This is a genomic window from Streptomyces sp. NPDC091682 (genome assembly GCF_044756625.1).
Lineage (GTDB): Bacteria > Actinomycetota > Actinomycetes > Streptomycetales > Streptomycetaceae > Streptomyces.
Window position 1 is genome coordinate 208,067 of the sequence record NZ_JBIVTH010000003.1, and the last position, 26,635, is coordinate 234,701.

Annotated in this window: 21 protein-coding genes; 6 read left to right on the top strand and 15 right to left on the bottom strand. The window is 74.1% G+C overall.

Translation table 11 applies throughout. From position 1 onward, the window contains the following. Window positions 1–2 precede the first annotated feature (2 nt). The 7 genes from ACIQK6_RS09005 to ACIQK6_RS09035 form a co-directional block, all read right to left on the bottom strand. Entirely contained in the window at window positions 3–1,457 is a 1,455-nt protein-coding gene (locus ACIQK6_RS09005) for an oligosaccharide flippase family protein (RefSeq protein ID WP_402694590.1), read from the bottom strand. After that, on the bottom strand, window positions 1,454–2,200 hold the full coding sequence (locus ACIQK6_RS09010) for a chain length determinant protein (RefSeq protein WP_329097961.1): 747 nt from the start codon (window positions 2,198–2,200) through the stop codon (window positions 1,454–1,456). The genes ACIQK6_RS09005 and ACIQK6_RS09010 overlap by 4 nt, the downstream gene beginning before the upstream one ends. 22 nt (window positions 2,201–2,222) lie before the next feature. After that, on the bottom strand, window positions 2,223–3,365 hold the full coding sequence (wecB, locus tag ACIQK6_RS09015) for a non-hydrolyzing UDP-N-acetylglucosamine 2-epimerase (RefSeq protein ID WP_329097963.1): 1,143 nt from the start codon (window positions 3,363–3,365) through the stop codon (window positions 2,223–2,225). Window positions 3,366–3,369: 4 nt separating this feature from the next. Beyond that, the gene (locus ACIQK6_RS09020) at window positions 3,370–4,626 is read right to left on the bottom strand and encodes a nucleotide sugar dehydrogenase (protein ID WP_329097965.1); all 1,257 of its coding nucleotides are present in this window, start codon (window positions 4,624–4,626) and stop codon (window positions 3,370–3,372) included. Next, a complete protein-coding gene (locus tag ACIQK6_RS09025) occupies window positions 4,626–5,420 on the bottom strand; it encodes a WecB/TagA/CpsF family glycosyltransferase (protein WP_402694591.1) in 795 nt (264 codons plus the stop codon). The genes ACIQK6_RS09020 and ACIQK6_RS09025 overlap by 1 nt, the downstream gene beginning before the upstream one ends. After that, window positions 5,417–6,586: a hypothetical protein gene (locus ACIQK6_RS09030; protein ID WP_329097969.1), complete on the bottom strand. Its 1,170-nt coding sequence runs from the start codon at window positions 6,584–6,586 to the stop codon at window positions 5,417–5,419. The genes ACIQK6_RS09025 and ACIQK6_RS09030 overlap by 4 nt, the downstream gene beginning before the upstream one ends. Window positions 6,587–7,017: 431 nt before the next feature. Further along, on the bottom strand, window positions 7,018–7,617 hold the full coding sequence (locus ACIQK6_RS09035) for an acyltransferase (RefSeq protein WP_329097971.1): 600 nt from the start codon (window positions 7,615–7,617) through the stop codon (window positions 7,018–7,020). 317 nt (window positions 7,618–7,934) lie between these two features. Here ACIQK6_RS09035 and ACIQK6_RS09040 point away from each other — a divergent pair, with 317 nt between their 5' ends. Beyond that, window positions 7,935–8,822 carry an ion transporter gene (locus ACIQK6_RS09040; protein WP_329097973.1) on the top strand — a complete coding sequence of 296 codons (888 nt, stop codon included), beginning with the start codon at window positions 7,935–7,937 and terminating at the stop codon, window positions 8,820–8,822. A 23-nt stretch (window positions 8,823–8,845) separates the two neighbouring features. On the opposite strand, the gene ACIQK6_RS09045 is transcribed toward ACIQK6_RS09040, so the two are convergent. Genes ACIQK6_RS09045 through ACIQK6_RS09060 form a run of 4 tightly spaced genes read right to left on the bottom strand, consistent with a single transcriptional unit; the run spans window position 8,846 to window position 16,947 of the window. Further along, on the bottom strand, window positions 8,846–12,424 hold the full coding sequence (locus ACIQK6_RS09045) for an SAV_2336 N-terminal domain-related protein (RefSeq protein WP_402694592.1): 3,579 nt from the start codon (window positions 12,422–12,424) through the stop codon (window positions 8,846–8,848). After that, window positions 12,421–13,518 carry an AAA family ATPase gene (locus tag ACIQK6_RS09050; protein ID WP_402694593.1) on the bottom strand — a complete coding sequence of 366 codons (1,098 nt, stop codon included), beginning with the start codon at window positions 13,516–13,518 and terminating at the stop codon, window positions 12,421–12,423. Before ACIQK6_RS09050 ends, ACIQK6_RS09045 begins: the two co-directional genes overlap by 4 nt. Window positions 13,519–13,549: 31 nt before the next feature. Beyond that, the gene (locus ACIQK6_RS09055; protein ID WP_402694594.1) at window positions 13,550–15,661 is read right to left on the bottom strand and encodes a hypothetical protein; all 2,112 of its coding nucleotides are present in this window, start codon (window positions 15,659–15,661) and stop codon (window positions 13,550–13,552) included. Next, window positions 15,658–16,947: a hypothetical protein gene (locus tag ACIQK6_RS09060; RefSeq protein WP_329097980.1), complete on the bottom strand. Its 1,290-nt coding sequence runs from the start codon at window positions 16,945–16,947 to the stop codon at window positions 15,658–15,660. Before ACIQK6_RS09060 ends, ACIQK6_RS09055 begins: the two co-directional genes overlap by 4 nt. A gap of 227 nt (window positions 16,948–17,174) precedes the next feature. Between ACIQK6_RS09060 and ACIQK6_RS09065 the strand changes: the two genes are divergently transcribed. The 5 genes from ACIQK6_RS09065 to ACIQK6_RS09085 all read left to right on the top strand — a co-directional run bounded on the left by ACIQK6_RS09065 (window position 17,175) and on the right by ACIQK6_RS09085 (window position 22,115). Then, window positions 17,175–18,143: a trypsin-like peptidase domain-containing protein gene (locus tag ACIQK6_RS09065; protein WP_329097982.1), complete on the top strand. Its 969-nt coding sequence runs from the start codon at window positions 17,175–17,177 to the stop codon at window positions 18,141–18,143. Window positions 18,144–18,237: 94 nt separating this feature from the next. Next, window positions 18,238–18,840, top strand: a complete 603-nt coding sequence (locus tag ACIQK6_RS09070) for a TetR/AcrR family transcriptional regulator (RefSeq protein ID WP_329097984.1) — start codon at window positions 18,238–18,240, stop codon at window positions 18,838–18,840. A 518-nt stretch (window positions 18,841–19,358) separates the two neighbouring features. Continuing rightward, on the top strand, window positions 19,359–20,612 hold the full coding sequence (cbiE, locus tag ACIQK6_RS09075; protein ID WP_402694672.1) for a precorrin-6y C5,15-methyltransferase (decarboxylating) subunit CbiE: 1,254 nt from the start codon (window positions 19,359–19,361) through the stop codon (window positions 20,610–20,612). Beyond that, window positions 20,609–21,358, top strand: a complete 750-nt coding sequence (cobM, locus tag ACIQK6_RS09080; RefSeq protein WP_329097986.1) for a precorrin-4 C(11)-methyltransferase — start codon at window positions 20,609–20,611, stop codon at window positions 21,356–21,358. The genes cbiE and cobM overlap by 4 nt, the downstream gene beginning before the upstream one ends. Next, entirely contained in the window at window positions 21,348–22,115 is a 768-nt protein-coding gene (locus ACIQK6_RS09085) for a cobalt-precorrin-6A reductase (protein WP_329097988.1), read from the top strand. Before cobM ends, ACIQK6_RS09085 begins: the two co-directional genes overlap by 11 nt. A gap of 81 nt (window positions 22,116–22,196) precedes the next feature. On the opposite strand, the gene ACIQK6_RS09090 is transcribed toward ACIQK6_RS09085, so the two are convergent. From ACIQK6_RS09090 to ACIQK6_RS09105, 4 genes are all read right to left on the bottom strand, one after another. After that, on the bottom strand, window positions 22,197–22,769 hold the full coding sequence (locus ACIQK6_RS09090) for a 3'-5' exonuclease (protein WP_329097990.1): 573 nt from the start codon (window positions 22,767–22,769) through the stop codon (window positions 22,197–22,199). A gap of 298 nt (window positions 22,770–23,067) precedes the next feature. Further along, complete coding sequence (locus ACIQK6_RS09095; protein ID WP_329097992.1) at window positions 23,068–24,564, bottom strand: precorrin-2 C(20)-methyltransferase; 1,497 nt, start codon at window positions 24,562–24,564, stop codon at window positions 23,068–23,070. Then, entirely contained in the window at window positions 24,561–25,208 is a 648-nt protein-coding gene (locus ACIQK6_RS09100) for a precorrin-8X methylmutase (RefSeq protein WP_329097994.1), read from the bottom strand. The genes ACIQK6_RS09095 and ACIQK6_RS09100 overlap by 4 nt, the downstream gene beginning before the upstream one ends. Continuing rightward, a complete protein-coding gene (locus ACIQK6_RS09105; protein WP_402694595.1) occupies window positions 25,205–26,515 on the bottom strand; it encodes a cobalamin biosynthesis protein CobG in 1,311 nt (436 codons plus the stop codon). Before ACIQK6_RS09105 ends, ACIQK6_RS09100 begins: the two co-directional genes overlap by 4 nt. Window positions 26,516–26,635 lie beyond the last annotated feature (120 nt).

Here is a 26,635-nt window from a genome sequence, read left to right on the forward strand (position 1 = left end):
GTCTACCCTTTGAGTAAGGCGCGGCCCGGCAGGACGCACAGGACGTAGCACAGGGCGCCGGCGGCTCCGGTCGCCAGGAGCGCGAGCACGCCGTCGCCCAGGTACCGCTCCAGGAGGAGGAGCACGGCGGCCATCACCGCGCCGCCGAGCAGCGGCCAGGCGCAGGCCCGGGCGACGGTGCCCACGCGGATGCCCCCGCGGTGCAGGGCGAGGAGGAACACCGGGACCACGACGACCCCGGCGACCAGAACGTGGCCCTGGGCCACTCCGACGATCCCGCCGGTGCGGGCGCCGATCACGAGGGCCGGGATCAGGATGACCAGCCAGAGTGCCTGGACGCCGATGAGCGAGCTGCGCCGGCCGATGGCGACCAGGCAGTCGTAGGCGAGTTCGCAGCCGATGCGAACCATGCCGAGCGCCATCAGCCAGGGCAGGGCGCTGGCTGCCGGCAGCCAGCGTTCGCCGTAGACGAGCTCCACGACGGGGGCGGCGAGCGCGGCGAGCAGGACGCAGATCGGGACGGTGCCGGCCATCACGACGCCGAGGGCGCGGGCGAATCCGGCGGCCAGTGCCTGCGGCGAGTCGGCCAGCCGGGAGAAGCCCGCGAAGGAGACGCGGCGGGCCGCTTCCGAGATGATGCGCACGGGCCAGCCGGAGATGTTGAAGGCGAGCACGTAGAAGCCCAGGGCGAGCGGGTCCAGCGCCGAGCCCACGACCATGGTGTCGACGTTGACCACGCCGAGGGCGAGCATGCTGGCCCCGGCGAGCGGCAGTCCGAACCGGAGCAGGGCCCGGGCCTGTTCCCGGTCCCAGCCGAACTTCAGGGTGCCGGGCGCGGCGAGGCAGCAGCCGATGAGTGCGGCCACGTTGCCCACCACGGATCCCCAGGCGAAGCTCATGGCGCCCCAGCCGTCGACGGCGAGCAACAGGGTCACCGCGGTGCTGAGGACGAAGTTGAGACCGTCGACGGCCATGCGCCGGCCCTGCGCGAACTCCCTGGTGAGGAAGCCGGCGGGGACCTGGGAGAGTCCGTCGAGGACCACGCACAGGCACATGACCCGTAGGACGCCGGAGGCCTCGGGCGAGCCGAGCACCCTGGCCACCGCGGGGGCGACCGCGAACAGCACGGCGTACAGCAGGCAGCTGGAGGCGGCGCTGAGGGTGAGGACGGTCGGGGCGAAGCGGCGGGGGTCGCCCTCCCAGCGCACGATCGCCAGCGAGACGCCGAGTTCGTTGGCGGAGAGGAGGACCAGCAGGACCGTTTGGGCGATCCCGTACACGCCCCAGGCCTCGGGTCCGAGGAAGAAGCGGGCCAGGACGATGCCGGTGGCGAAGTTGCCGAGGCGCATGACCACGGTGTTGATCAGGCTCCACTTGGCGGCGGAGCCGACCTTGCGCCCCAGCGAGGGCGCCGCCGCCGGGGTGGTGCTCTCGGTGTCCGTCGCGGGGCCGGTCACGGCGATCCGGCCGTACGGGAGCCGGCGGCGGAGCCGGCCGGGTGGGCGACGGTCATGCGCAGGGTGGCCGTAGGGTCAGCGGCGTCGGATTCGGCCGGTGACCCGCCCTCGCCCGGGGCGGGGCGGTGCTTGCCGGACGTCGCCGCCCGGCGCTTTCGCGCCTCCACGAAGAAGGTGGCCACCAGACTGAGTACGAAGCCCAGCGCGCCCGCCATGACCAGGAACTGGAGCCTGGCCTTGGTCTGTGCCTCCGGCTTCTGGGGGGGCACGATCGTGGCCATCCGGATCATGGCGTCGGGGGTCACCGACTGCTGGGTCTGGAACTCCAGCAGCCGCTTCTCGGCGTACTTGGTGAGGATCTCGTCCGACTTCAGCACGGCGGCCCGGTCGGTTCCGACGACGCTCAGCCACATGTAGGGGCCGAGCGCGTTGTCGGCGATCTTCGCCTCGTGCACTCCGGTGACGCCGAGGGACTTGAGGTCGGCCTTGGCGTCGTCGGAGTTGAGGTTGCGGGCCAGGCCGTCGGCCATGCCGGTGAGCGAGGCCTGGGTGCTCAGGAAGGGGTTGCCGTCGAAGGCCACCGTGGCCTTCTTCGAGTTCAGCAGGGTCACCGTGCTCTGCGACCGGTACTCCACCGGGACCAGCAGGTACACGGCGGCGGTGAGCGCCGCCGTGATCAGCAGTCCGGGCAGCAGCACGTACCAGCGTCTGCGCATGACCCGCCAGATCTCCGCGAGATCCATGGTCTTCCCCTTCGAATTGCGTTTACAGCACGTGCTGCGGATCGGTGGCCGCCCCGCCCGACACGAGGTCGGTGGGGCGCGGCCGGGTGTGCGCGGGCGGTCCGTCAAGCAGGACCGCGGCGATGCGCTCGCTCGCCCGGCCGTCCCAGAGTTCGGGGCAGCGCGGTGCGGGCGGATCGTCGAGGACCCGGCCCACGGTGGCCGTGATGCGCTCCGGGTCCGTGCCCGCCAGTACGTTGGTGCCCTCCTCGACGGTGATGGGGCGTTCGGTGTTCTCCCGCAGGGTCACGCAGGGCACCCCCAGGGCGGTGGTCTCCTCCTGGATGCCCCCGGAGTCGGTGAGCACCAGGCGGGCGGAGTCCTGCAGGGCGATGAAGTCGAGGTATCCGGCGGGCGGGACCAGTCGGATGCCGCCGGGCACGCCCAGTTCGGCCAACCGCTCGGCGGCCCGCGGGTGCACGGGCAGCAGCAGCGGACAGCGGTCGGCGATCTCTCCCAGGGCCTTCAGCAGGCCGCGCAGCGCCCCGGGGTCGTCCACGTTGGCCGGCCGGTGCAGGGTGACCAGGCCGTATCCGCCGCGGGTGAGTCCGTACCGGTCCAGGACGTCCGACTGGCGGGCCCGCTCCAGGTTGGCGAGGAGGGTGTCGATCATGACGTTGCCGACGACGTGGATCTGGTCCTCCCGGTAGCCCTCCGCCCGCAGGTTCACGGCGGCGTCGGGCGAGGGAGCCAGCAGGTAGTCGCTGAGCCGGTCGGTGGCGACCCGGTTGACCTCCTCGGGCATGCTCCAGTCACGGCTGCGCAGCCCGGCCTCCACGTGGGCCAGCAGGGGGCCGGCCTTCGCGGTGACGAGGGCGCAGGCGAGGGTGGAGTTGATGTCCCCGACCACCACGACGGCGTCCGGGGCGAGTTCGTCGATCAGCGGCTCGAAGGCGGCCATCACCCGCCCGGTCTGCTGGGCGTGGCTGCCGGATCCGGCGCCCAGGTAGCGGTCGGGCGGGCGGATGCCGAGGTCGCGGAAGAACACGTCGTTCATCGACTCGTCGTAGTGCTGCCCGGTGTGGACGAGGATCACCTCGGCGCCGCGGCGCTCCAGTGCGTCCATCACCGGTTTGATCTTCATGTAGTTGGGCCGGGCACCGGCCACGCAGACGATCCTGGTCACGGGGTCAGAGCACCTCCACGGTGGGTCCGGAGACCCGGTTGCGGCAGTCGAGGACGTACGAGGCGTGCTCGGTGACCATCTGGTAGTCGAAGGCGTCGTGGTCGGTGAGCAGGACCACCACGTCGGCGGCCGCCAGCTCCTTGCGGGTCGGCTCGACCCGGACGAGGCGGGCGTCGACCTTGATGCTCTCCACCACGTGGGGGTCGGCCGCGCGGACCTTGGCGCCCATGTCGAGGAGCAGCTTCGCGATGCGGACGGAGGGCGACTCCCGGGCGTCGCCGGTGTTCTTCTTGTAGGCGAGCCCCAGCAGCAGGACCTTGGAGCCGTTGACGGAGCGCCGCTTGGAGTTGAGCGCGTCGATCACGCGGCGCGTCACGTACTCGGGCATGTGGTTGTTGATGTCGTTGGCGAGCTCGACGAAGCGGAAGTTCTGGCCGAGTTCGCGCTGCACCCGCCAGTTGAGGTACGAGGGGTCGATCGGCAGGCAGTGTCCGCCGACGCCCGGGCCGGGGGTGAACTTCATGAAGCCGAAGGGCTTGCTGGACGCCGCCTCGATGGCCTGCCAGACGTCGATGTCCAGGTGGCGGGCGAACATCGCGATCTCGTTGACGAGGGCGATGTTCACGTGGCGGAAGGTGTTCTCCAGCAGTTTGGCCAGCTCGGCCTCCTTGGGGGAGCGCACCGGCACGGTGGTGTCGACGAGGTCCCCGTAGAAGGCCTCGACGGCCTTCAGGGAGCGGGCGTCGACGCCGGAGACCACCTTGGGGGTCTGCTGGAAGCCCCAGACGGTGTTGCCGGGGTCGATGCGCTCGGGGCTGTAGCCCAGGTGGAAGTCGGCGCCCGCGGTGAGCCCGGAGCCGTCCTCCAGGATGGGTGCGAACAGTTCTTCGGTGGTGCCCGGGTAGGTGGTGGACTCCAAGATGACGGTGGCACCCGGGCGCAGGAAGCGGGCCAGGGTGTGCGCCGACTCCTCGATGTAGCGGAGGTCCGGGGCTCCGTCCTGTAAGGGGGTCGGGACCGTGACGACGGCGACGTCGAAGCCGCCGCAGTCCCGGGCCAGTTCGCTGGGTCGGTAGGTGCCGCGCGCCAGCGCGCGGGCCAGCCGTTCGGAGGAGACGTCCTCCACGTACGACTCACCGGCGGCGAGGCTCTTGACCCGCCGGGTGTCCACGTCGTACCCGATCACCTGGTGTCCGACCTCGGCGGCACGGATGGCCAGGGGCAGTCCGACGTATCCCTGTCCCACGACGACGACGCGCATCAGTAACTCCTGTTCGCGGAAGCGGAAGCGGAAGCGGAAGCGGAACCGGCAGACGGTGTGCGGTGGATGAGTTCCCGGACCGTCATGAGGAGGAAAGCCGCATTGGTGGTGAGGTAGCGCTTGCCCAGACGGCGCGGCTCCTGGAGGGTGCGGTAGAACCATTCGAGTCCCATCCGCTGCCAGACCAGGGGGGCCCGCTTGGTGATGCCGGCGAGGATGTCGAAGGAGCCGCCGACGCCGTGGACGACGTGCGCGCCGGTGCGCTTGCCGTAGCCGGCGGTGAAGATCTCCTTCTTGGGCGAGGTCATGCCGAGGAACAGCAGTCGCGCCTCGCTCTCGGCGATGGCGTCGGCGATCGCCTCCTGGTCGTCGTCGCCGAAGTAGCCGTTGCGGCTGCCGGCCACCCGCAGCTTCGGGAAGCGCTCGGAGATCTGCCCGAGCATCATCTCCAGCACGTCCTCCTGGGCCCCGAGCAGGTAGACGGGGATGTCCGCCACCTCGGCGGCGGCCAGCAACCGCATGAACAGGTCGATTCCCGCGACCCGTTCTGGCAGCCGGACGCCCAGCACCCGGCCGGCCCAGACCACTGCCTGGCCGTCGGCCAGGACCAGGTCGCAGCCGGCGACCGCCTCGGCGAGGAGGGGGTCGCGCCGCATGTTGACCAGCTTGGCCGCGTTGACCATGCCGATCTCGATCTGTTCTCCGCGCCGCACCGCGTCCAGGCAGCGCTGCACGGTCTCGTCCATGGTCAGCGGGTCGAGCGGGACCCCGAAGAGGGACTCTCGTCGTGTCATCTTTGGGGCCCTCCGAGCCAGGCGAAGAGCATCCAGCCGAACTCGTACGGGCGGCACTCGCGGTCGACCGCGCCGGGGCGGAAGATCCGGTCGAGCGGCGCGAGCCGTGCCTGCGGCGCCACCCGGGTGGTGAGCCCGCGGGCGGCCCGGACGGCCTTCTTCGGGTCGCCCCGGTAGACCTTGCGCCAGGTGACGCCGAAGTCCTCGCGGATCATCGACTCCCGCGGGTTCCCGGTGGGATCGGCGATTTCGGGCACGTCGGTCATCCAGCGCAGCCCGCGGCGAATCGCCGGGCCGAAGTCGGTGCCGCCCGCCTCGGCCAGGTCGAACAGTGCGGTCGGGGCCATCGCGTGCTGGTGCACGCTGTAGACCGGGTAGCCCTCCACCAGTCGGCCGTCGCGGGCGTCGTAGTGCCACCACCACTGTCCGCCGTCGCCCTGCAGTGCGCAGATGCGGGCGGCGCAGGCGTCGGCGGCCGCGAGGGCCTCCGGGTCGTCGCCGCTCGCGTGCAGCCGGGCCAGCGCCTGCAGCGGATACGTCTGGTCGGCGAAACAGGCCACGTGGGACCGGTAGCCGGGGACCAGCCCGGGCTCGGTGGCGTGCGGGAAGAGCGGGCTGTCGCCGACCCTGGCCGCCAGCAGCCGTACGCGGGCCGCCGCGAGGCGCTCCTCCACGTCCACCACGGCGCGCGCGGCCGCGAGTGCGGAGAGCACCCAGGCCGCCTCGACGGTGTACTGCGGCCGGCCGGTTACGTCCAGCTCGGCCACCCGGTCGAGCGCGTCGGCCAGTTTGGGATGGCCGGTCTCCGCGGCGGCCCAGGCGATGAGCGCCGCGTCGCCGAGGTTCGCCACCCCGGGCAGCCGCTCGACGAGCACGCCCGTGAACTCCTCAGCGGTGCGCCCGCCGAACAGCGCGCGCTGCCGGTCCTCGGGCAGGAAGCGGGCTCCCAGCGCGGTGATCGCCGCGTACCGGGTGCTCGTTCCCCGCTGCTCGAGGACGGGAGTCCCCTCGGGCGAGATGACCCCTGCCCGGGTGAAGACGAAGGTCTCGGCGTCCGGCAGGTACATCGCCGGAAGCCCCGCTTCGGCCAGCGCGAGCAGCCGCTCGGCGAGGGCGTGCAGCGACGGATCCTCGTGGGCCAGTGCTCCTAATCGTGTGGTGTTCATCGGGTCCCCACCCCGATTCCCCTGGTGCTCCCCGCACCCCGTATGTCCGAGCTGTACGGCTCCAACACACCTACCCCCTCTGTTCGTTCTCCTCGGACGGACCTGGCGGTCGTCACTCCGTGGAGGGGGACTGCGCATGACGGCGTCCGTGCCGTCGGCGGTCACGCCGACGGCACGAACCGTCCGAAGGCCGGCGTCTGGATCCCCCCAGCGATGCCTCGGACCGGGACACGCGTGATCGGCAGTGTCAGCAGGCGCAGGTGTGCCCGCGCCGACCTGGCCCTGCCCCGGTGCCCTCGTCGTACACAACCCCCCACTGAACATGGCCTGTTGCCTGCTCAGATCCCGTGTGCAGGGACACGTTATGCCCACGGATGTTCATTGATTGTGGTTTTGACGAAATGCCGGTGCCCTAAATTGCCGACATTCCGTCAGGTTCGCTCGGTGAGCGTGCCGTCCTTCTCGTCGTGCAGCGCTCCGGTGCGCGGACACTCCCAGGCGCCCGGCTCCCCCTCGCGCTCCACCAGCCGGACCCCGGCCCGGCCCACCCAGCCGATCCGGCGGGCCGGTACGCCCGCGACGAGCGCGAAGTCCGGGACGTCCTTGGACACCACGGCGCCGGCCGCGACGAGCGCCCAGCGCCCGACGCGCACCCCGGCCACGCACACCGAGCGGGCCCCGAGCGAGGCCCCCTCGGCGACCACGACCCCGGCGGCCTCCCAGTCGCCTCCCCGCTTGATCGTGCCGTCGGGGTCGACCGCGCGCGGGTAGAAGTCGTTGGTGAGCACGGCCGCGGGGCCGATGAAGACCCCGTCGCCGAGGACCGCGGGCTCGTAGACGAGTGCGTAGTTCTGCAGCTTCACGTGGTCGCCGATCCGTACGCCCGGCCCCACGTACGCCCCGCGCCCCACGATGCACCCGCGCCCGAGCCGGGCCTCCTCGCGGATCTGCGCCAGATCCCAGATCGTTGTCCCCTCACCGAGCTCGGCGCTCTCGTCGACCTGGGAGGAGGGTTGGATACGGACACTCACGGCGCGGTCCCCTTACGGCTGCGAGGCATGCGGAAGCACGGGTGCACGGTGTACGGGTGTACGCAGTGCGGGTGTACGAGCCGAGCATATGCGCCGACGGGTCGCCCCACCCGCAGATCAACCGACTGTTCACGCAACGCACTTGACCCGGGCCCGGGGCGTGGGGGCACGGGCGGCGCACGGGAGCGGAACCGCGCTCCCGCTCACGCCCGGGTGCATCGGAGGGCGTAAAGGGGGTGAAACCCGATCGGGCTTGCGGCGTTAGTGGGGTGGCCCGCCGTTTCGCCCGCGGCGCAGACGAGAGCACGAGGAGCACGATGACAGACCCGAGGCCGGCCGGACGCGGTCGGATGAAGCTGGCAGCCCGATGCCGGGTGGCCACGGAGGCCCCCGCCTTCGGGATGGTCGTCTTCTGCGCGATCCTCTTCAACGCCGCGCTGATGGGGGTGGAGACGTACAGCGGTCTCGCCGCGGAGCACCGGCTCCTACTGCAGGGCGCGGAGAACTGCTGCCTGGCCCTGTTCACCCTGGAGATGCTGCTGCGCGTGGGCGCCTGCGCCGACCGGCCGAAAGCATTCTTCCGTGACCCGTGGAACCTCTTCGACCTCGCGGTCGTGGCCTCCGCCTTCGTCCCGCTCGTCCGGGAGAACACCACCCTGCTGCGGCTGCTGCGCCTGGCCCGGGTCCTGCGCACCGCCCGCTTCCTGCCCCACCTGCGCATCCTGCTGATCGCGGTCGGCCGCAGCCTGCCGGGCACCGCCAGCTTCCTGTTCGTCGGCGCGCTGGTCCTGTACGTGTACGCCATGGTCGGCTGGGTGTGCTTCGCGAAGTCGGACCCCGGGCACTACGGCTCGGTGGGCCGCGCGATGCTCACGCTCTTCCTGCTGACCACCCTCGACGGCCTCACGGACGCCGTCCGCGCGGGTCTGCAGATCTCCCGGCTGAGCATCATCTACTACGCCTCCTACGCGCTGCTCGCCTCCTTCGTGCTGGTGAACGTGCTGATCGGCGTCGTCCTCAACTCGCTGGACGAGGCACGCGAGATGGAGGCCGAGGCGAACCGCGCCCCGGCGCCGGGCGCGGATCCCGACGTCCGGGCACGGATCGCCACCGCCCGCCGGGCCCTGGACGAGATCGAGGCGAGCCTGCCGGTGGCGACCGACCGGCCGAAACGGCAGCTGGAGGCCTCGCACACCGGGCCGTGAGGGCCCGGCGGCCGCATCACCGGCTACGCCTCGGCGTCGAGCAGCCGGACGTCCCACGTACCGTCCGGGCGCCGGACCGAGGTCCAGCCGTCCGGCGGCGCCACGAACGGGAACTGGCCGACGAGCGAGTCCGCCTCGAAGAGCACGCCGTCGAGGCGGACCCGGCCCCGGAAGCTCGCCCTCGCGAAGTCCACCGGCGCTTCGAAGACCGCCCTGTTGGACAGCAGCCCGCCCTCCCACTCCGCGGACGCGAAGGAGACCGCCCCGGCGAAGCCCGCCTCGTTCAGCATGGCAAGGCCGCCGAAGAAGGTGCGGGAGAAGTCCGCGGTCCCCGCCACCCGTACTCCGTTCAGGTCCGCGGACGCCGCCAGCACGGCCCGGGCGAAGGAGACGTCACCGAGGAACGCCGCATTGTTGAATCCCGCCGAAGCGTGGAAGAGCGCCCGGCGGAACGTGGCGGTGCGGTGGAAGCGGCACCGGTCGAAGTCACCGACGCGCTCGAAGACCGCGCCGTCGAGGGAGACCGGGCCGGCGAAGGTGACTCCGGCGAAACCGGCCCGGCCCTCGAAGGAGGCCCGGACGAAGGACGCGCGGTCCCAGAACTCGATGTCCGGCCGGTTCCAGCCGTCCACGAAGCGTGCCCGGTCGAAGTCCGCCAGCCCCAGTGCGGCGGGCCCCGGAACGCCCGGCTGCAGCGCCATGAGGAGGCGCGGCAGCAGGCCGTGGTCGAAGGTGGTGCCCCGGAGGTCCACCGGCGCTCCAGGGGACAGCGTTCCGAGGTAGCCCTCCTGGTCCTCGATCTCCAGATGGGCGAGGCAGCGCTCGTGGCCCGGCAGCCGGATGCCGATGCAGGCCCGCGGGTCGGCCGGTGAGGCCTGGAGCCCACAGGTCGGCCAGCCGACGCCCTCGTCCAGGAGCCCGTCCGCCTCCGTCAGCACCTGCCCGAGCGCACTGGCGGGTGCGTGGTCGTCGGAACAGACCCAGCCCTCGTCGGCGCCGCCCACCCGGTGCAGCGCGATCCGGGCCGGCGAGCCGAGCACGTCAGCGAGTTCCTCGTACAGACGGTGGGAGAGCGCGAGGACGAGCGCCCCCGGGCGCACCGTCCGTCCCAACAGGTCCGCGATCGCGGGGTGCCGGACCAGTCGGGTGCTCTCGTCCGTGCCCACGCCCACGGCCGCGCCGAGCGGGGGGTGCATGCCGTCCATGCGCCGGAATCCGTACCGGGTCATGGCTCCGGGCAGTTCGAGCAGGAGCCGGCCCGCCTTGGCGTGGGCGCCCGGCGCGGCGAACGTGACGAGCAGCGGTGCGTCCTCCTCGCCGCCGGTCAGCCGCCCGCTGACGCCGGTGTCCGCCATGAGCTCGGCGAGCATCGCGTGCGTCTCCGCCGTCGCCGAACTCCCGGTCGGGACCACGCCGTCGGCACCGGGCAGCACCGCCAGGCACACCCCGGTCTCCGTGTCCCGTGCCCGTGCGGAACCCTCCAGCGCCGCTCGGAAGCCCTCCTGTTCCATCAGGGCGTCGGTCAGCAGGAACACCAGTCGGTTGGGCGAAACCGTGTGGACGACGCCGACCAGCGCGCCGCCCCGGGAGACGGGGCCGCCGCGGTAGTGCGTCCAGCCCTCCGGCTCCGCGGACAGCCGGACGACCTCGCCGTTGAGGTCACCGCCGTGCGGCAGGACCTCGCCCGTCAGGGAGACCGGGTCCCCCTGGTCCGTGCGGCCGTCGATGCGGACCCGGGCCAGATGGTGGTCCGCGGGCAGCCAGGGCAGCGGCTCGGCGCCGACCGCCGGATCCGTCAGGTCCTCGTCGGCCTGGAGCAGCAGCATCCGGGGCGCCGCGTCGTCCCACCACACCGCCCGGCAGGGGATCTCCCGGTCGCCGGGCCGCACCCAGGCCACCGAGCCGGCGGGGGGCACCGCGTCCCCCACCGTGAGGACGAGGCGCGGGGTCAGCAGGGTGCCGACCTCCTGCGGCTCGGGCATCCCGTCGTGGCGGACCCGTACGACCCGGTCGGCCAGGCCCGGTTCCCGCGGTGGCCGCGCCGCGAACGGCAGGGCCCCTTCGGCCACCCGGCGCACGCCCTCCCGGCCCGTGGTGACGCGGGTCGCGGAGAAGTCCGGGCCGGTGCGCCGGTTGCGGGACACGAACTCCCACACGCGGCGCCGGACCAGCTCCCGTATGGCGGCCACCTCCCCGCGCAGCTGCCCGCCGAGCAGCGCCTCCCGTACGCCGGGGAGGAACTCGAACTCCACCTCTGCGGGGTCCTGTTCGTCCTCCCAGGCTTCGAAGAGCCCGCCGAGGGCGACCTCCGCGAGGTGGCCGTGCTCCGAGTCGCGCAGCAGGGAGCGCCGGACCAGGGTCATCACCGGCAGGGTGAGCGGTACGGCGGCCAGGTGGGCGGCGAGCTGCTGGGCCGTCGGCGAGGCGCTCGCCCGGAAGTCCTCCACCACCTCCAGGGCGCTGCGGCCGCCGGGGGCGGGATCGTCCGGGGCGCCCGTGGCGGCGGGTTCCGGGTCCAGTCGCAGGCAGGCGAGGCGCCGCCACCGGCCGTCCCCGGAGACCACCCGCACAAGCCGGGCCAGGCTGCCGGAGGCGACACCGACCACGGGGACGACGGCCGGGACCGCGGTGCGGCGGGTTCCGGCGCGGGCGCGGGCGCGGCGGGCGGCCGGGATCCGCTGCCAGGAGCGGGTGGCGGCGGCCGGCCGGTCGGCGCGGACGGCGAAGGGGACGGGGCGGACGGCGCCGCGCGTCCAGAGCCGTTCGGGCAGGACGTTCAGTACGGCGACGGCGTTGTGCGCGCACCAGTGCCGGAGCACGTCCTGCACCGGGGCCTCGCGCCAGCCGCCCGCGACGGTGTCGGAGAGTACGAGGATCAGCCGGCGGCCCGCCGGGTCGGCCAGTTCCAGGGGGTTGCGGGGCGGGCCGCCGTGGCCGCGGGTGACCATCGGGGTGGCGCCGGGGCCGGTACCGGTCAGCTGCCAGGTGCGCACGTCGCGGAAGACCCCGCTGCGGGTCAGGACGCGGCGGAGCTCGTCCACGTGGTCCGCCCAGAGCAGCATGGAGCGGTGGGTGTCGACGACGAGGGCCAGGTCCAGCCAGCGGCTCTCGGCGGGGCGCAGGACCGGGGTCGTCACCATCCGCTCGATGCTGCGTTCCACGGTGAGCTGCTCGTCGAGTTCCTCCCCGGGGCCGCCGATGGAGCGTCTCCCGACGGGCCGCAGCGAGCGCATCAGGGCGAGCGGGTCGTCGAGGGAGGCGGCCCGCGGCAGCCGCAGGGGTGAGCCCCGGCGCCGGGCGCCGTCGTCGTCCGGTTTCCCGGTGGGGTCGCGCCGGGCGGCCGGGAAGAGCTGGACGGCCGGTTCGCCGCCGGCGGAGGTGCCGGGCCCGGGTGCCGCTCCGGGCTCGGGCGACGGGTCGGGCGGGGGTGGCGGCTCGCCCGGCGGGTCGGCGCCGGGTGCTGCGGGCGGGCGTGCCGTGCGGCCCGCGTCGACCCGGGCCGCCAGCCACAGGATGTCGGCGAGCTCCTCCGCCCCGATGCCGGTGCTCGGGGCGCTGCCGTCGGCGCCGTCGGCGAGGGCCGCGAGCAGCTGCTCGATCACGCCGTGGGCCCGGTCAGGTGCTGCATGACGGTGGCGAGGAAGCGTTCGCGGTCCGCGGGCGCGGACCAGGCGCCGGCGAGGCGGAGCTGGATGGCGTTGAGGAGCTGGTCGGTGGCCAGGTCGCCGTCCTCGCCGCGGTCGAGGAAGGCCCGGACGAGGTCCTGGTACTCCTCGCCGGATGCGATGTCGACGCCGAGCCGGCGGCGCACGATCCGGGCGAGCTTGTCCGGTCCGGGCGGTTGCAGGTGGAGGCGGACGCAGCGGCGCAGGAAGGCGGGCGGGAAGTCGCGTTCGCCGTTGCTGGTGAGGACGACGACGGGGAAGTAGCGGCACTGGACGCGGCCCTGGGTGATCCGTACGACCGCGTCGGGGTCGTCGTCGGTGCCGATCGTGACGGTGGGGTCCTCCTGGGCGAGGCGGGCGAGTTCGGGGATCAGGAAGCCGCCGTCCTCGAAGACGGTGAGGAGGTCGCCGGGGAGGTCGATGTCGCTCTTGTCGATCTCGTCGACGAGCAGCACGCGGGGGCGGTCCTGCGGGAGCAGGGCGGTACCGAGGGGGCCGAGGCGCAGGTAGCGGGAGATCGAGGGGGCGGACGGGGCGGGGGAGGTGTCCGGCGCGGGCACGGGCGCGGGTACGGCCCCGGCGGGCCGCGCGCCCGGTGTGCGCATCTGTTCCAGCCCGGCCTCCTGGAGGCGGCCGATGGCGTCGTACAGGTACAGCCCGTCCCGCAGCACGGTCCGGCTGGTGATCGGCCAGTGCAGTACGGGCCCCAGGTTCAGGTCGGAGGCGATGCTGTAGGCGAGCGTGGACTTGCCGACGCCCGGTTTCCCGGTGACGAGCAGCGGCCTGCGCAGGTGCAGCGCCGTGTTGACGACGTCCTTCTCCGGCTCGTCGGGCACGTAGCCCTCGCCGCGCCGCCAGGTCCGCTCCCAGGCCGCTCCCGTGCATCCGGGCGGCGCGTATCCGGGGTCGGGGGCGCCGGTGAAGTCCCGCCAGGGTGGTGGGAATCCGGCCTCGAGGCGGGCGCGCCGGTCCGCGCCCTCGCCGGTCCCGTGGTACAGCCACCAGTCCTTCACCACTGCCTCTGCCTCCATCTTCGGTTCCGCCGTCGGTCGGTGGTCGGGGTCAGGCCAGGGACCGGAGGCCCGGCATGTCGTCGGGATCGTCCCACAGGAGCACCAACTGGTCTTCCCCTGCGGATGGTTGGTGGGCGCGTGCGGCTCCCGCGGCGGCACCGGCGGCCGCCCGGCGCACCTCCCGCACGCGTGCGGGCAGGGCCAGTACGTCCAGTGCGCCGGGATCGGGGCGGCCGTCCGGCCCGGCCGGGGCCAGCAGGTCGAGGAGTGCGGGCGCGGGCCGGCCGCCCCCGCGCCGCCACACGGCCACTGGGAGCCCGCCTTCGAGCACGGCCTCCAGCAGCCCGGCGTGCGGGGCGGCCGTGGTGTGCGCGAGGACGCAGGCGGGCGGCGGCTGCGCAGCCAGCTCCATCCCGAGGGCGTCGGTGACCTCCTCGTCCACGACGACCCGTACGGCGTCGGGGTGCCGGCCGCCCTGGGCGTGCAGCCAGCGCCAGGTGCCGTGCCACTCGGCCCGGGTGTCCGCACGCTCCTGCGGGCAGCGCACCACCACCTGGTGGAGCAGGCCGAGGGCGCGGCGCCGGCCGGCCGGGCCGCGGGGCACCGGCCACTGGTCGAAGTCGGCGTCGAGCAGCTCGTACGGCACGTGGAACTCGATGCGGTCCACCGCGGCGTACGCCTGCCGTCCGGCCCCGGCCCCGGCCCCGGTCCCGGCCCCGCTCACGGTCTCGCCGTCGTCCTCGCCGCCGGCCTCCGAGGCGCTTCCGATGAGGGCGAGTTGCCGTACGAGCTGCTCCCGCACCTCGTCCAGGGCGACCGGCGCCCCCTCCGACTCCCATATGTGCCGGGCCCGTTCGCCCCGCAGCCACATCCGGGCCAGGAATCCGGGCTCCCCGCCCGGCGGCGCCTCCAGCCGGACGTGCACGACCGTCCTGCGGGCCGGGGGCGGCGGCGGGGGCAGCACCGGCAGGGCGAGGCGCTCGCGGGTGGCCCGCACCCAGTCCCCGAGGCCGGCCGCCCAGCGCGCGTCGCCCGCGGCGGCGGCCCGGTCCGCGAGGAACCGTACGAAGGGCACCGCCAGCGGCATCCCGCCGCGCCCGCCCTGCCGCTCGTCCAGGTCCTGGACCACCTCCAGCAGGCCGTCCCCCGGCAGACCTCCGTGCGCCGGGGTGGTGCAGCCGGCCGCCTTGAACGCCCAGGCGTAGGCCTCGTGGGCGCAGCGCGGCAGCTCGCAGCCCTCGAAGAGCTCGCCGAGCCCGTCCCAGGCCGCCTGGTCGAGCTTGGCGGCCCGGGGTGGTGCGGCCCGGGCCAGGTCGTCGTCGAGGAAGGAGCAGGCGTCCCAGTCCCGGTCGACGATGAACTGCGGCAGCTGCCAGCCCTCGCCGCGCTCGCGCAGCTCCTGGAAGGTGCGGTGGATGCTGACGGCGGTGCCGGGCAGTCCGCTGACGCTCTCCCGTACGGACCGTCCGTCGAGTTCGCCGAGCAGGGCCTCGGTGAACCGGCCGGCGCCGCGTTCGGGGTCGTTCTGTGCGACCTCGCCCTCGCGGGAGGCGTAGAGCCGGAACTGACGCCGGCCCGGTACCGAACTCCCGCCCCCGTAGTCGGTGTTGCCGAAGTTCCACCGGGTGTCGCGGGGCGCGTCGACCCGGCAGGAGTCCACGAGTGCGGCCTGGAGCGGGAAGCGGCGCGCTTTGACGAGGTCGGTGCGCCACCAGCGCAGTGCGGAGTCGAGGTTGAGGTGTCTGATCTGGCTGGGGCGGGCGTCGGCGCAGGGCAGCATGAGCTCCTGGCGCGGCCCGAGGTAGCCGTGTCCGGCCCAGAAGATCCAGAGCAGGTCGCCGTCGCACTGCGGGAGTTCGTCGAGGAGCGCCGATTTCACGTTCTCCTCGGTCGCCGGCCGGTAGGCCGTGCGCAGGGCGGTCATCGCCGGGGAGTCCGTCCAGTCGAGGTCGCCCGGTTCGTCGATCGGGGAGAGCAGCAGCCGGACGTTGCCGGGGGGCACTTCGGCGGGTCCGGTCAGCCACCGGGCGAAGCGAAGGGCGTCGCGGGCCGGACCGCGCAGGTTCCAGCGGTGGCTGATGTCGTAGCGCTCGACCCCGGCGACGAGCGCGAAGGTGCGCTGCGGTCCGAGTGCCGGGGGCAGGAAGTCGGCGGGAGTCACCCGATCTCCGCCTCGGTCACCGCCTGTTCGATCCGCTCGTAGAGGGAGTCCTGTTTCCAGTAGGCGCTGTGGCAGGCCGGGAACGGCTGGCGGCTGCGGACCTCGTGGTCGGTGACGCGCGCGTCCCCGGGGAAGACGGGTGCGGCGAGGTAGGCGAGCACGTCGTGCCGGTCGTAGACGTTGAGCCAGCGCGGGAAGCCGTAGGGGAGCTTCGCGCCGGGTTCGAGTGCGGTGAGCGCGCCCAGTTCGTAGAGGAACGGGGCCTGGGAGCCGACGGTGACCAGCAGCTCGGCCCCGGGGACGGCCTCGCCGCGGGCGGCGGCGAGGGTGAGCAGGTCCACCAGGGCGATCCCGCCGAGGCTGTGGCCGATGAGTACGGTCGGCCCCGGGTCGGCGGTGATCCGGGCGTGCAGGAAGTCCCGCAGCTCGTGGCCGCGGGACTGGTAGCGCAGGATGTCGCCGAGGACGGGGGTGGCGCCGACGGTGAGGGAGCCGCGCCGGGCGTCGAGGAGGGGCTGGGTGGTGAGTCGCAGGGCGAGCCGGCCGAGGACGGCGGCCGCGCGGGCACCGGGAACCCGGCCGTCGCCGCCGAGGCGGGTGGTGAGCAGCTCGACGAGGCGGTCGCGTTCGGCGCCGGTGCAGTCGGCCTCGTCGGTGGCGGCGGCGAGGGCGGCGGCGGTCACGGCCCGGGCGAGGGCGGTGGCCAGCTCGCGGGCCTGCGGCTCGTCGGCGGCGCGGGCCGCGGCCCGGGCCGCTTCGGCGGAACCGGCGGTGGCGTCCAGGGCGGCGGCGAAGCCCGCGGCGAGGCCGGTGCCGCGCAGCAGGGCGCCGAGCTCGTCCCCGGTCGGGGGCGGTGCGGGCGGTAAGCCGTCGAGCAGGGCGAGCACCCGGGCTCCGGGAGCCCGTACGCCGGGCATCGCGAAGGCGTCGCCGTACCCGGCGTCCTCGTCGTACCCCGCGCCCTCGTCGTCGATGTCACCCCGGTCGTCGGGGCCCGCCCAGCCCGCCTCGGCCAGGACGCGCAGCTCGCACAGCGGGTCGGCGAGCAGCAGCGCCCACTCGGCGGTCTCCGCGTCCGCGGGGTCGGGTGCGCCCTGCGGACCTGGGGGCAGTCCCGGCACCGAAGCGCCGCCCGCACCGAGGGTCGCGCCGAACCGGTCTCCCCAGTAGCAGGATTCGACTGCCGCTCCGGGGAATCTGGCGGTCAGCCGCTCCCGTACCTGGGCGAACAGCCTGTCGTGGCGCTCGCGCCGCACCCCCGTACCGTGGACAAAGAGAAAACGCATCGCAGCCCGGCCCCCTCGCGCAGTCGTCCCCCGCCCGGCACCATAGCTCGGCGGGGGTAACAGGGGCCATGGAACGTCGAGTTCGGCGTGCGCGGGCGGACGGGGGCCGCCGGCGGGGGCATCGGGGGCGGGGGGCTGTGAGCACGGACACGTCCGCCCACCGGAACCCGGGCCGCCGCTCCCCCATCGAACGAAGAGTCTGAAGGCGTCTGGGGCGGGAGTACCACATGGTCGGCAAGGTTGACGAGCGGGAACGGAAGCGGGGCCGGGCCGCCCCGCGGGGCTCCGTGGTCGTCGGCCTCCTGTGCACCGTGGTCCTCGCGGGCGTCGGCTACGTCGCCTGGGAGCTGCGCGGCATCACCGCGAACCGCGCGGACGGCGATGCGCCGCAAGGCGTCTACCAGCAGGACCCCGAACGCGCCGACAAGACGGCGGCCTCGGTGTTGGACGGGATCGTGCGGGAGGCGACGGAGGCGCCGACGGACGGCAAGGCCTTCGGCGAGGGCGGCGGCGGGGCGGACTGGCGCTACGCCGGGTGGCAGCCCTCCGATCCCCTGGAGGCCCGGCCCTCCCCGGCCGAACCCGCCGTGGGCGCGCTCTTCTCCCCCGGCGGCGACGGCGACCCCGACCACCACTGCTCGGCCGTCGTGGTCCACTCCCCGCGGGGCGACCTCATCGCCACCGCCGCGCACTGCGTGTACGGCGGCGGCTTCCGCACCAACCTCGCCTTCGCGCCCGGCTACCGGGACGGCGTGGCCCCGTACGGCATCTGGGTGCCGACCCGGATCGACGTGGACCCGCGGTGGACGCAGGACCAGGACCCCGACCACGACGTCGCCTTGGTCCGGCTGCGCCGGCCCGGCTATCCGGGGCAGCGGTTGGAGGACGTCACGGGGGCCCTGACCATGGATTTCGGGACCGAACTACCGGCGCCCGCGCGGCTCATGGGCTACCCGAACTACGCCGAGCAGCCGCTGGAGTGCCGGAACACCGCCGTCCTGGCCGGGCCGACGCAGGTGCGCCTGGACTGCGCGGACGTGCCCAACGGCACCAGCGGCGGCCCGGTGACGACCGGCCGCAGCACCCTGATCGGGGTGATCGGCGGCCGGGACGGCGGCGGGGACGAGGAGACCTCGTACAGCGTCCGCTTCGGCGACGGCGTCCGTGCCCTGTACGAGCGTTCCACCACGTCCTGACCCCGATGTCCGACCGGTTCGCAGGTCCAGCGGAGTTGCTACGCTCGCCGGCACGGATTTCGGACATCTGGCCGCACACCGACGGGACCGCACCATGTCTCCTAAGCAACAGCGGGGCGAGGCCACCGTCGACCTGCTCCTGACCACGGCCCTGCGGGTGTTCGCCGAGTCCGGCCAGCAGGGTTTCACCGTGACCGCGGTCGTCTCGGCCAGCGGGGTCAGCCTCGGCAGCCTCTACCACCACTTCGGCAGCTTCGACGGGCTTGCCGCCGCCCTCTACATCCGGTGCATGGACCAGCTGTGCGACGCCATGGTCGCCGCCCTCACCCGGTGCCGCACGGCCCGCACCGGGGTGCGCGCGTGGGTGACGGCCTATCTGACGTTCACCCAGGAACACCGGGACGTGGCGCTGTTCCTGCACGCCTCCGCCTATTCCGGATATCTGGTGGCCCACGCCGAGGAGGTCGGCGCGGCCAAGGCGGAGAAGTTCGGGCCCATCATGCGCTGGCTGGGGGTGCGCATGGAGCGCGGTGAGATCGCCCCGCTCCCGGCACCCGTGGTCGAGGTGCTGGTCATGGGCCCGCTCGCGGAGGCCGCCCGGCGCTGGCTGTCCAGCACCTACGAGATCGACCTCGCGGAAGCCGCCCGCTACCTCCCGGACCACATCTGGCGCTGCCTGCGCCCCGAGCCCGTCTGAGATCCCGGCCGGCCCGGCCCGGTCCCCCGGCGGGCCGGTCGTGCCGGCCGTGCCGGTCGGTGCGGTCGATGCGGTCATGGCGGCCGATGCGGTCGTGGCGGCCGCGGATGCGTGGGTGGTTGTCCGGCTCGTCGTCGTTCATGCCGCAGATTCTGCTGTGCGGGGGGCGCTCGGGGCAGGTCCGCGCCGGGGCGCCCGGAGGCGACCCGGGGGGCGGGCGGACTCGCTCCCGGGAGCCCGCGCGATCCGCTCAGCGCGGCAGTGCGGCGTACGAGACCCCCGTGAGCTTCTCCGGGGCCGGGCGAGGACCGCACGGCCGATCGCGGCCACCCGCGGGTTGCGGGTGGGGCCCTCCCGCTTCGAGGCGCCGGAGTGGAGGAGCCGGAGTGGAGGCGTGAGGGAGTGGAGGAGGCCGGGGCGGCGCGGGCCGCGGATCCGCAGGCCAGTAGGCTGCGGGTCCGCTCTCTTTCCCCATCCCGTCCCCGAGGAACCGCGCCGTGAGCTCCCCGCCGCCCCCCATGCCCGTGACGGTCGTCGGCCTCGGCGCGGACGGCTGGGCCGGGCTCAGTGCCGCCGGCCGCGCCGCACTGTCCTCGGCCGAGGTCCTGATCGGCGGGCCGCGCCAGCTGGACCTGCTGCCGACCGCCGAGTGCGCCGGTGCCCGGGTGGCCTGGCCGAGCCCGCTGCGGCCCGCCGTACCGAAGCTGATGGCCGAGCACGCCGGCCGCCGGATCGCGGTGCTGGCCAGCGGTGATCCGATGTTCTACGGGATCGGTCGCGCCCTCGCCGAGGAGCTCGGACCACAGTCCCTGCGCGTCCACCCGCACCCCTCGTCGGTGTCCTACGCCTGCGCCCGCCTGGGCTGGCCGGTGGAGGACACCGAGGTACTCACGGTGGTCGGCCGCCCGGTGACCCGGCTGGCCGCCGCACTCCACGAAGGGCGCCGGGTGCTGGTGCTCAGCGCCGGAGCATCGTCTCCGGGCGAGATCGCCGCCCTGCTGCGGGAGCGGGGCTTCGGCCCGAGCCGGATGCGGGTGCTGGAACAGCTCGGGTCCGAGCGCGAGGACACGTACGAGGGCCGCGCCGACGGCTGGGACCGCGCACCCGGCGACCCCCTGAACGTGGTCGCGCTGGACTGCCGCCGGGACCCGGCCCACGGCGGGCCGCGCCTCGGCGCGACCCCCGGCCTCCCGGACGCCGCGTACGAACACGACGGACAGCTCACCAAGCGCCACGTCCGGGCCGCCACCCTGTGCGCGCTGGCCCCGGCCCCCGGCGAGCTGCTGTGGGACATCGGCGGCGGCTCCGGCTCCATCGGCATCGAGTGGATGCGTACGCACCCCTCGTGCCGGGCGGTGGCCGTGGAGCGGGTCCCGGAGCGGGCCGCACGCATCACCCGCAACGCGGCGGCGCTCGGCGTACCCGGCCTGTGCGTGGTCATCGGCGCCGCGCCGCAGGCACTGGCCGGGCTGCCGGCCCCCGACGCCGTGTTCATCGGCGGCGGGCTGACCGCTCCCGGCCTGCTGGACGCGGTCTGGGACGCACTGACCCCCGGCGGCCGGCTGGTGGTCAACACCGTCACCCTCGAGTCGGAGGCGGTGCTCGCCGAGCGCTACCGGCGCCACGGCGGCGAACTGGTGAAGCTCGCCGTCGCGCACGCCGTGCCGGTCGGCGGTTTCACGGGCTGGCGGCAGGCGATGGCGGTCACCCAGTGGTCGGTGACGAAGCCTGCCGAACCGGCCACCGCATCCAAGGAGGAGGATCGAACATGACCGTGTACTTCATCGGCGCGGGCCCCGGCGCCGCCGACCTGATCACGGTGCGCGGTGCCCGGACCCTGGCCGCCGCCCCCGTCTGCCTGTACGCGGGCAGCCTCGTGCCGCGCGAGCTGCTGGCCGAGTGCCCGGCGGACGCCCGCCTGGTGGACACCTCTCAGCTCAACCTGGACGAGATCATCGCCGAGTGCGTACGGGCCCAAGCGGCCGGCCAGGACGTGGCGCGGCTGCACTCCGGCGACCCGTCGATCTTCAGCGCGGTCGCGGAGCAGATGCGGCGGCTCGACGCGGCCGGCATCCCCTACGAGGTGGTCCCGGGCGTCCCGGCCTTCGCCGCGGCCGCCGCCGCCCTCAAGCGGGAGCTGACCGTCCCCACCGTCGGGCAGACGGTGATCCTGACCCGGATCGCCCAGCAGGCCACCCCGATGCCGCCCGGCGAGGACCTGGCCACGCTGGGCGCGAGCGGCGCACTGCTGGTGCTGCACCTGGCCACCCGTTACGTGGACCGGGTCGTCGAGGAGCTGCTGCCGCACTACGGGGCCCAGTGCCCGGTGGCGGTCGTCGCGATGGCCAGCCGCCCCGACGAGCTGATCCTGCGCGGCACCCTGGCCGACATCGCCGCGCAGGTGAAGGGGCACGGCCTGGTGCGCACCGCCGTCATCGTGGTGGGCCGCACGCTCGGCGCGGAGCAGTTCCGCGACAGCCACCTGTACTCGCCCGAGCGCGACCGGCATGTGTGCTGAACCGGCCCCCCTCCCCGCCCACCACGTCCTGATCCTCGGCGGCACGACCGAGGCCCGTCGCCTCGCGGAGGCGCTGGCCCCCGACCCGTCCTGTCACGTGACCACCTCGCTCGCGGGCCGGGTCGCCTCGCCCGTGCTCCCGCCGGGCGATACCCGGATCGGCGGCTTCGGCGGTATCGCGGGCCTCGCGGCCTGGATCGTCGACCACGACGTCACCCGTGTCGTCGACGCCACCCACCCGTTCGCGGAGCGGATGAGTTTCCACGCCGCGGAGGCGCAGGCGCTCACGGGGGTGCCGCTGGTGGCGCTGCGGCGCCCCGGCTGGACGCCGGGGCCGGGAGACGACTGGACCTTCGTGGACTCGCTCGTCGAGGCAGCCGACCGGCTGCCCGGCCTCGGCTCGCGCGCGTTCCTGACCACCGGCCGGATGGGCCTGCACGCCTTCGCGCACCTCGCCGACACCTGGTTCCTGGTGCGTTCGGTGGACCCTCCGGCGGCGCCGGTGCCGCCGCGCCTGGAAGTCCTGCTCGCCCGCGGTCCGTTCACCCTGGACGACGAGCGGGAGCTGATCGCCCGGCACCGGATCGACGTGCTGGTGACGAAGGACAGCGGCGGCTCGGCCACCGCCCCCAAGCTCACCGCGGCCCGCGAGGCCGGCATCCCGGTCCTCGTGGTGCGCCGCCCGGCCGTCCCGGAGGGCGTACCGGAGACCGACTCGATCGAGGTCGTCCTGGACTGGCTGGGCACGAGCCGCTAGGCCCGGACTTCGCGGGTCGTTGATTCGGATGGATGGATGGATGGTGTCCTGGGCCCGGACGTAGAGGAGGGCCCGGCGTGGTCAGCGCGGATCGGGCCAGTCGCCCCGCTCGGACAGGTGGAGAACGAGGGCGGCGATGTTCCAGGCGTCGTCCTCGCCTCGATGGTGACGGCCTTCCAGCCGCAGCCCGGCGATCTCCAGGGCCTGCGCCATGCCGGGGCGTTTGCGCAGACCGTACGCGTCGGTGAAGGCCGCCTTGGCATTGATGTGGTGTCGACCGAATGGGTAGGGCGTCCGGGTGGCCCGGCACTGCCGGGTGAACTGGTGACGGTCGTAGTCACCCCAACTTGCCCATGGGTGGAACCCCGCGCGGTGCTCGGCCGCCAGTAGTCGGCATGCCTCGGTGAAGCTGACCCCTCCGTCGACCTCGTCCTGGGTGAGGCCTGTCAGCTCGGTGCAGAACCCACTGACCCTGGACCGGACGGGCCGCACCAGGATCCGACGGCGGGCGAGACGCTCCCCGGCGGCCAGGTCGACGACGGTCAGCCCGACCTCGATGATCTCGCTGACCGCGTCCGGCGGCTGGTCGCCAGCCCAACAGGTGGCTTCGACGTCCACAACGTTCAGGAGGCGCTCTGTCCCGGTGCTGTCCATGAGGGAACGGTAGGGAGGAACGGCAGCCGGAGCACCTGGTTTGCCTGCTGGGGCCGACAGAACACCGCACCGCACCGGATGAGGCGGGGGAGAATCCACCAGCCTCAACGGGCTGCGACCGGCACCGCACACCTGAACCGGTGACCCGCGAAGTCCGGGGCTAGGACGTCCCCTTCGGATCCGGCCGGGGACGCCCTGAGGACGGCTGCGTCCGCAGGTGGCGTACCGCGGGACGGGCGGAGGCCCGGTGCGCTGGTCGCACCGGGCCTCCGCCCGTCCACCGCTGCGCCTCGCCCGGTCACGGGTAGCGGCGCGGCGTCCAGGTGATCCTCGACCCGTCGGCCCGCTCGGTGACCTGCGTCTGCGAAGACCCGATCAGCAGGATCGTGCGCATGTCGACCTCGGACGGCTCCAGTTCGGCGAGCGCTACGATCCGTACCGACTGCTCGGGGCCGCCCACGTCGCGCGCGACGACCACCGGGGTGGTGGGCGAGCGCAGTTCCAGCAGCAGTTCGCGGGCCTGGGCCACCTGCCAGGTCCGGCTGCGCGAGCCGGGGTTGTAGAGGGCGAGCACCAGGTCGGCCGTGGCGGCCGCGCGCAGCCGCTCCGCGATGACCTCCCAGGGCTTGAGCCGGTCCGAGAGCGAGATGGTGGCGTAGTCGTGGCCGAGCGGGGCGCCGGCCGCGGCGGCCGCCGCGTTGGCCGCGGTCACCCCCGGCAGGACCCGTACCGGCACGTCCTCGTACTCCGCCTGCCCGGCCACCTCCAGGACCGCCGTGGCCATGGCGAAGACACCGGGGTCGCCGCCGGAGACCACGGCCACCCGCTTGCCGCGCCGGGCGAGGTCGAGGGCGAACTCGGCGCGCTCCGACTCCACCTTGTTGTCGGAGCCGTGCCGGACCTGACCCGGCTTGACGGGCACCCGGTCCAGGTAGGTGGTGTAGCCGACCAGCACCTCGGCGTCGGCGAGCGCGCGCCGCGTCTGCGGGGTGAGCCACAGCGGGCCGGCCGGGCCGGTGCCCACGACGACGACCTCGCCGGGGCCGGACGGCACGCTGCCCGGGTTGCCGATGCGGCTGGGGACCACGGCGACGGCGAAGTACGGCACGCCGTCGGCGTCGGTGTCGGCGAGGAGGCCGGTGCGCTCGCCCGCCATGGTGGCCCGCTCGACGTAGCGGGCCTCGGCGAGCCGGCCGCTGCTCTCCATCGCGCCGCGCACGGCCGGGAAGGTCCGGCCGAGCTTCATCACGACCGCCGAGTCGGTGGCGGCGAGGCGGGCGGTGAGCTCTTCCTCGGGCAGGGTGCCGGGGAGGATGGTCAGCACCTCCTCGCCCTCCACGAGCGGGGTGCCGAGCCGGGCGGCGGCGGCGCTCACGGAGGTGACGCCGGGGATGACCTCGGTCTCGTAGCGGTCCGCGAGCCGCTTGTGCATGTGCATGTACGAGCTGTAGAAGAGCGGGTCGCCCTCCGCGAGCACGGCGACGGTCCGGCCGGCGTCCAGGTGCGCGGCCAGGCGGGCCGCGGCGGCCTCGTAGAACTCCTCCATCGCGCCCTGGTAGCCGCCGGGGTGGTCGGTGGTTTCGGTGGTGACCGGGTAGACCAGCGGTTCCTCGACGTGTTCGGCGCGCAGGTGCTTCGCCGCGATCGAGCGGGCGATGGAACGGCCGTGGCGGGCGCTGTGGTAGGCCACGACATCGGCCTCGGCGATCACCTCGACGGCGCGCAGGGTCATCAGCGACGGGTCGCCGGGGCCGAGTCCGACCCCGTACAGCCGGCCCTTGGCGATGTCGCTCATTCGGCCACGCTCGCAATGGCGTTGACGGCGGCCGCGGCCATCGCACTGCCGCCGCGCCGGCCGCGCACGATCAGGTGGTCGAGCCCCGAGGGGTGGGCGGCGAGGGCGTCTTTGGACTCGGCGGCGCCGATGAAGCCGACGGGGACGCCGATGACGGCGGCGGGGCGCGGGGCGCCCTCCTCGATCATCTCCAGCAGTCGGAACAGCGCGGTCGGCGCATTGCCGACGGCGATGACCGAACCCTCCAGCAGGCCGCGGTCGCGCCAGACCTCCAGGGCGGCGGCGCTGCGCGTGGTGCCCATCTTGGCGGCGAGCTCCGGTACGGCCGGGTCGGAGAGCGTGCAGATCACGTCGTTGTCGGCGGGCAGGCGCTTGCGGGTGACACCGCTGGCGACCATCTGGACGTCGCACAGGATCGGCGCGCCCACCTCCAGCGCCGCGCGGGCGCGCAGCACGACCTCGGGGGTGTACCCGAGGTCCTGCGGGAGGTCGGTCATCCCGCAGGCGTGGATCATGCGCACCGCGACCTGGGCAACCGTGTCGGGCAGCCCGGAGAGGTCCGCCTCGGCGCGGATCGTGGCAAAGGACTGGCGGTAGATGGCCGCGCCGTCCTTCTCGTACTCAAACACGGTGTACTCGCTCATTTCTTCACTACGTCGGGGTCGGTGCGGGCGTCCGCGAGTGCCGCGGCAAGATCACAGGGCCGTACGTCCTCGTGTTCGGGGCGGCCGGGCGCGGCGAGCCGGTATCCGGAGCCGGTGGCCACCAGGTCCACCCAGGCGGTGCCGCGCGGATGCCCGCAGCGGCGCTCGCAGCCGGACCAGTGCACGGGCAGCGGACCGCGCGCCCGGTCGGCGACGGCCCGCGCGTCGGCGCGCACGTCCGCGCGGGACTTCGCACAACCGGGCCGGCCGGTACAGGCGGTGACGGACTCCCAGGCGCTGTCGGGGGTGATGACCAGCCCGGCGTCCTCGATGCGGGCGGCGCCGTCGGCACGGGCCCCGGGCACGATGACGCTGCGCCACGGGGTGACGCGCAGTTGGCCGCTCCCCCCGTCCGCGACCTGCGCCAGGAGGCGCCACTGCGCGGTGTCGAGCCGGCCGAGCGGGGGCAGTACGCACAGGGTGGCGCCGTCGTGCCCGCCGGCGCCGGACGGCCGGGGCGGCGCGGCGTACGGCCAGTCCACGGCGCCGACCGGCGTCGCGGCGATCCCGGCGGTATCGAGGCGCCGTGCGAACTCGGTTGCTTTCAGGGCGTGTTCGGCGGGCAGTTCGGAGACCCGCCAGGCCTGGGTACCGGCCGCGGCGGCGGCGTCGAGGAAGTACCGGGCGGCCGCAAGTGCCGCCCCGGGGGTGTCCCGGCCGGCGAGCTCCACGGCGTCGGGGGTCCGGCCGAGCCTGACCAGCGCCCGGTCGTCGGGGCGGCCGAGGACGGTCACGTCGGGGCCGAGCGCGGCCACGTCGCCGCGCCCGTCGTCGAAGGCGAACAGGAAGCGTCCGGACAGCGCGGCCGCCCAGGGGCTCGCACACAGCAGCCGGTCGAACTCCATGGCCCGGGCCAGCGCGTCGGGCCGGTCCAGGCCCTCCGGGCCCTCCGGCCCGTCCAGGCCGGACAGGGGCGTCGCCACGATGTTCCGTACCCGCTCGTGGCTCGGCGCGGGGAGCAGCCCGGCCCCGTCCAGCAGCTCCGCGAGCCCGCCGCCGCACCCGTCGGCCAGTCCGCGCAGCTGCACGTTGCCGCGCGAGGTCAGCTCCAGGTGCCCGTCCCCGAACCGGTCGGCGGCGAGCGCCAGCGCCGACGCCTGCTCCACGGTGAGCAGCCCGCCCGGCAGCCGGACCCGCGCCAGGAACCCGTCGTCCGCCGCGTGCAGCCGCAGCGCGCCCGGGCAGGCGTCACCACGCTCCCGTATGACGGGTTCGTCCCGCGATGCGGCTGAAGGGGGCTGGGGCATGGCCGCGAGCATACCCACGATTGGGTCCCCCCGACCTGTGTCCGTCACCACCCCCACCAGCGACATTCGCCCCCAGCACCGCCCAAGCCACCCTTCTGGCCCACCCGGCCCTGCCCGGCG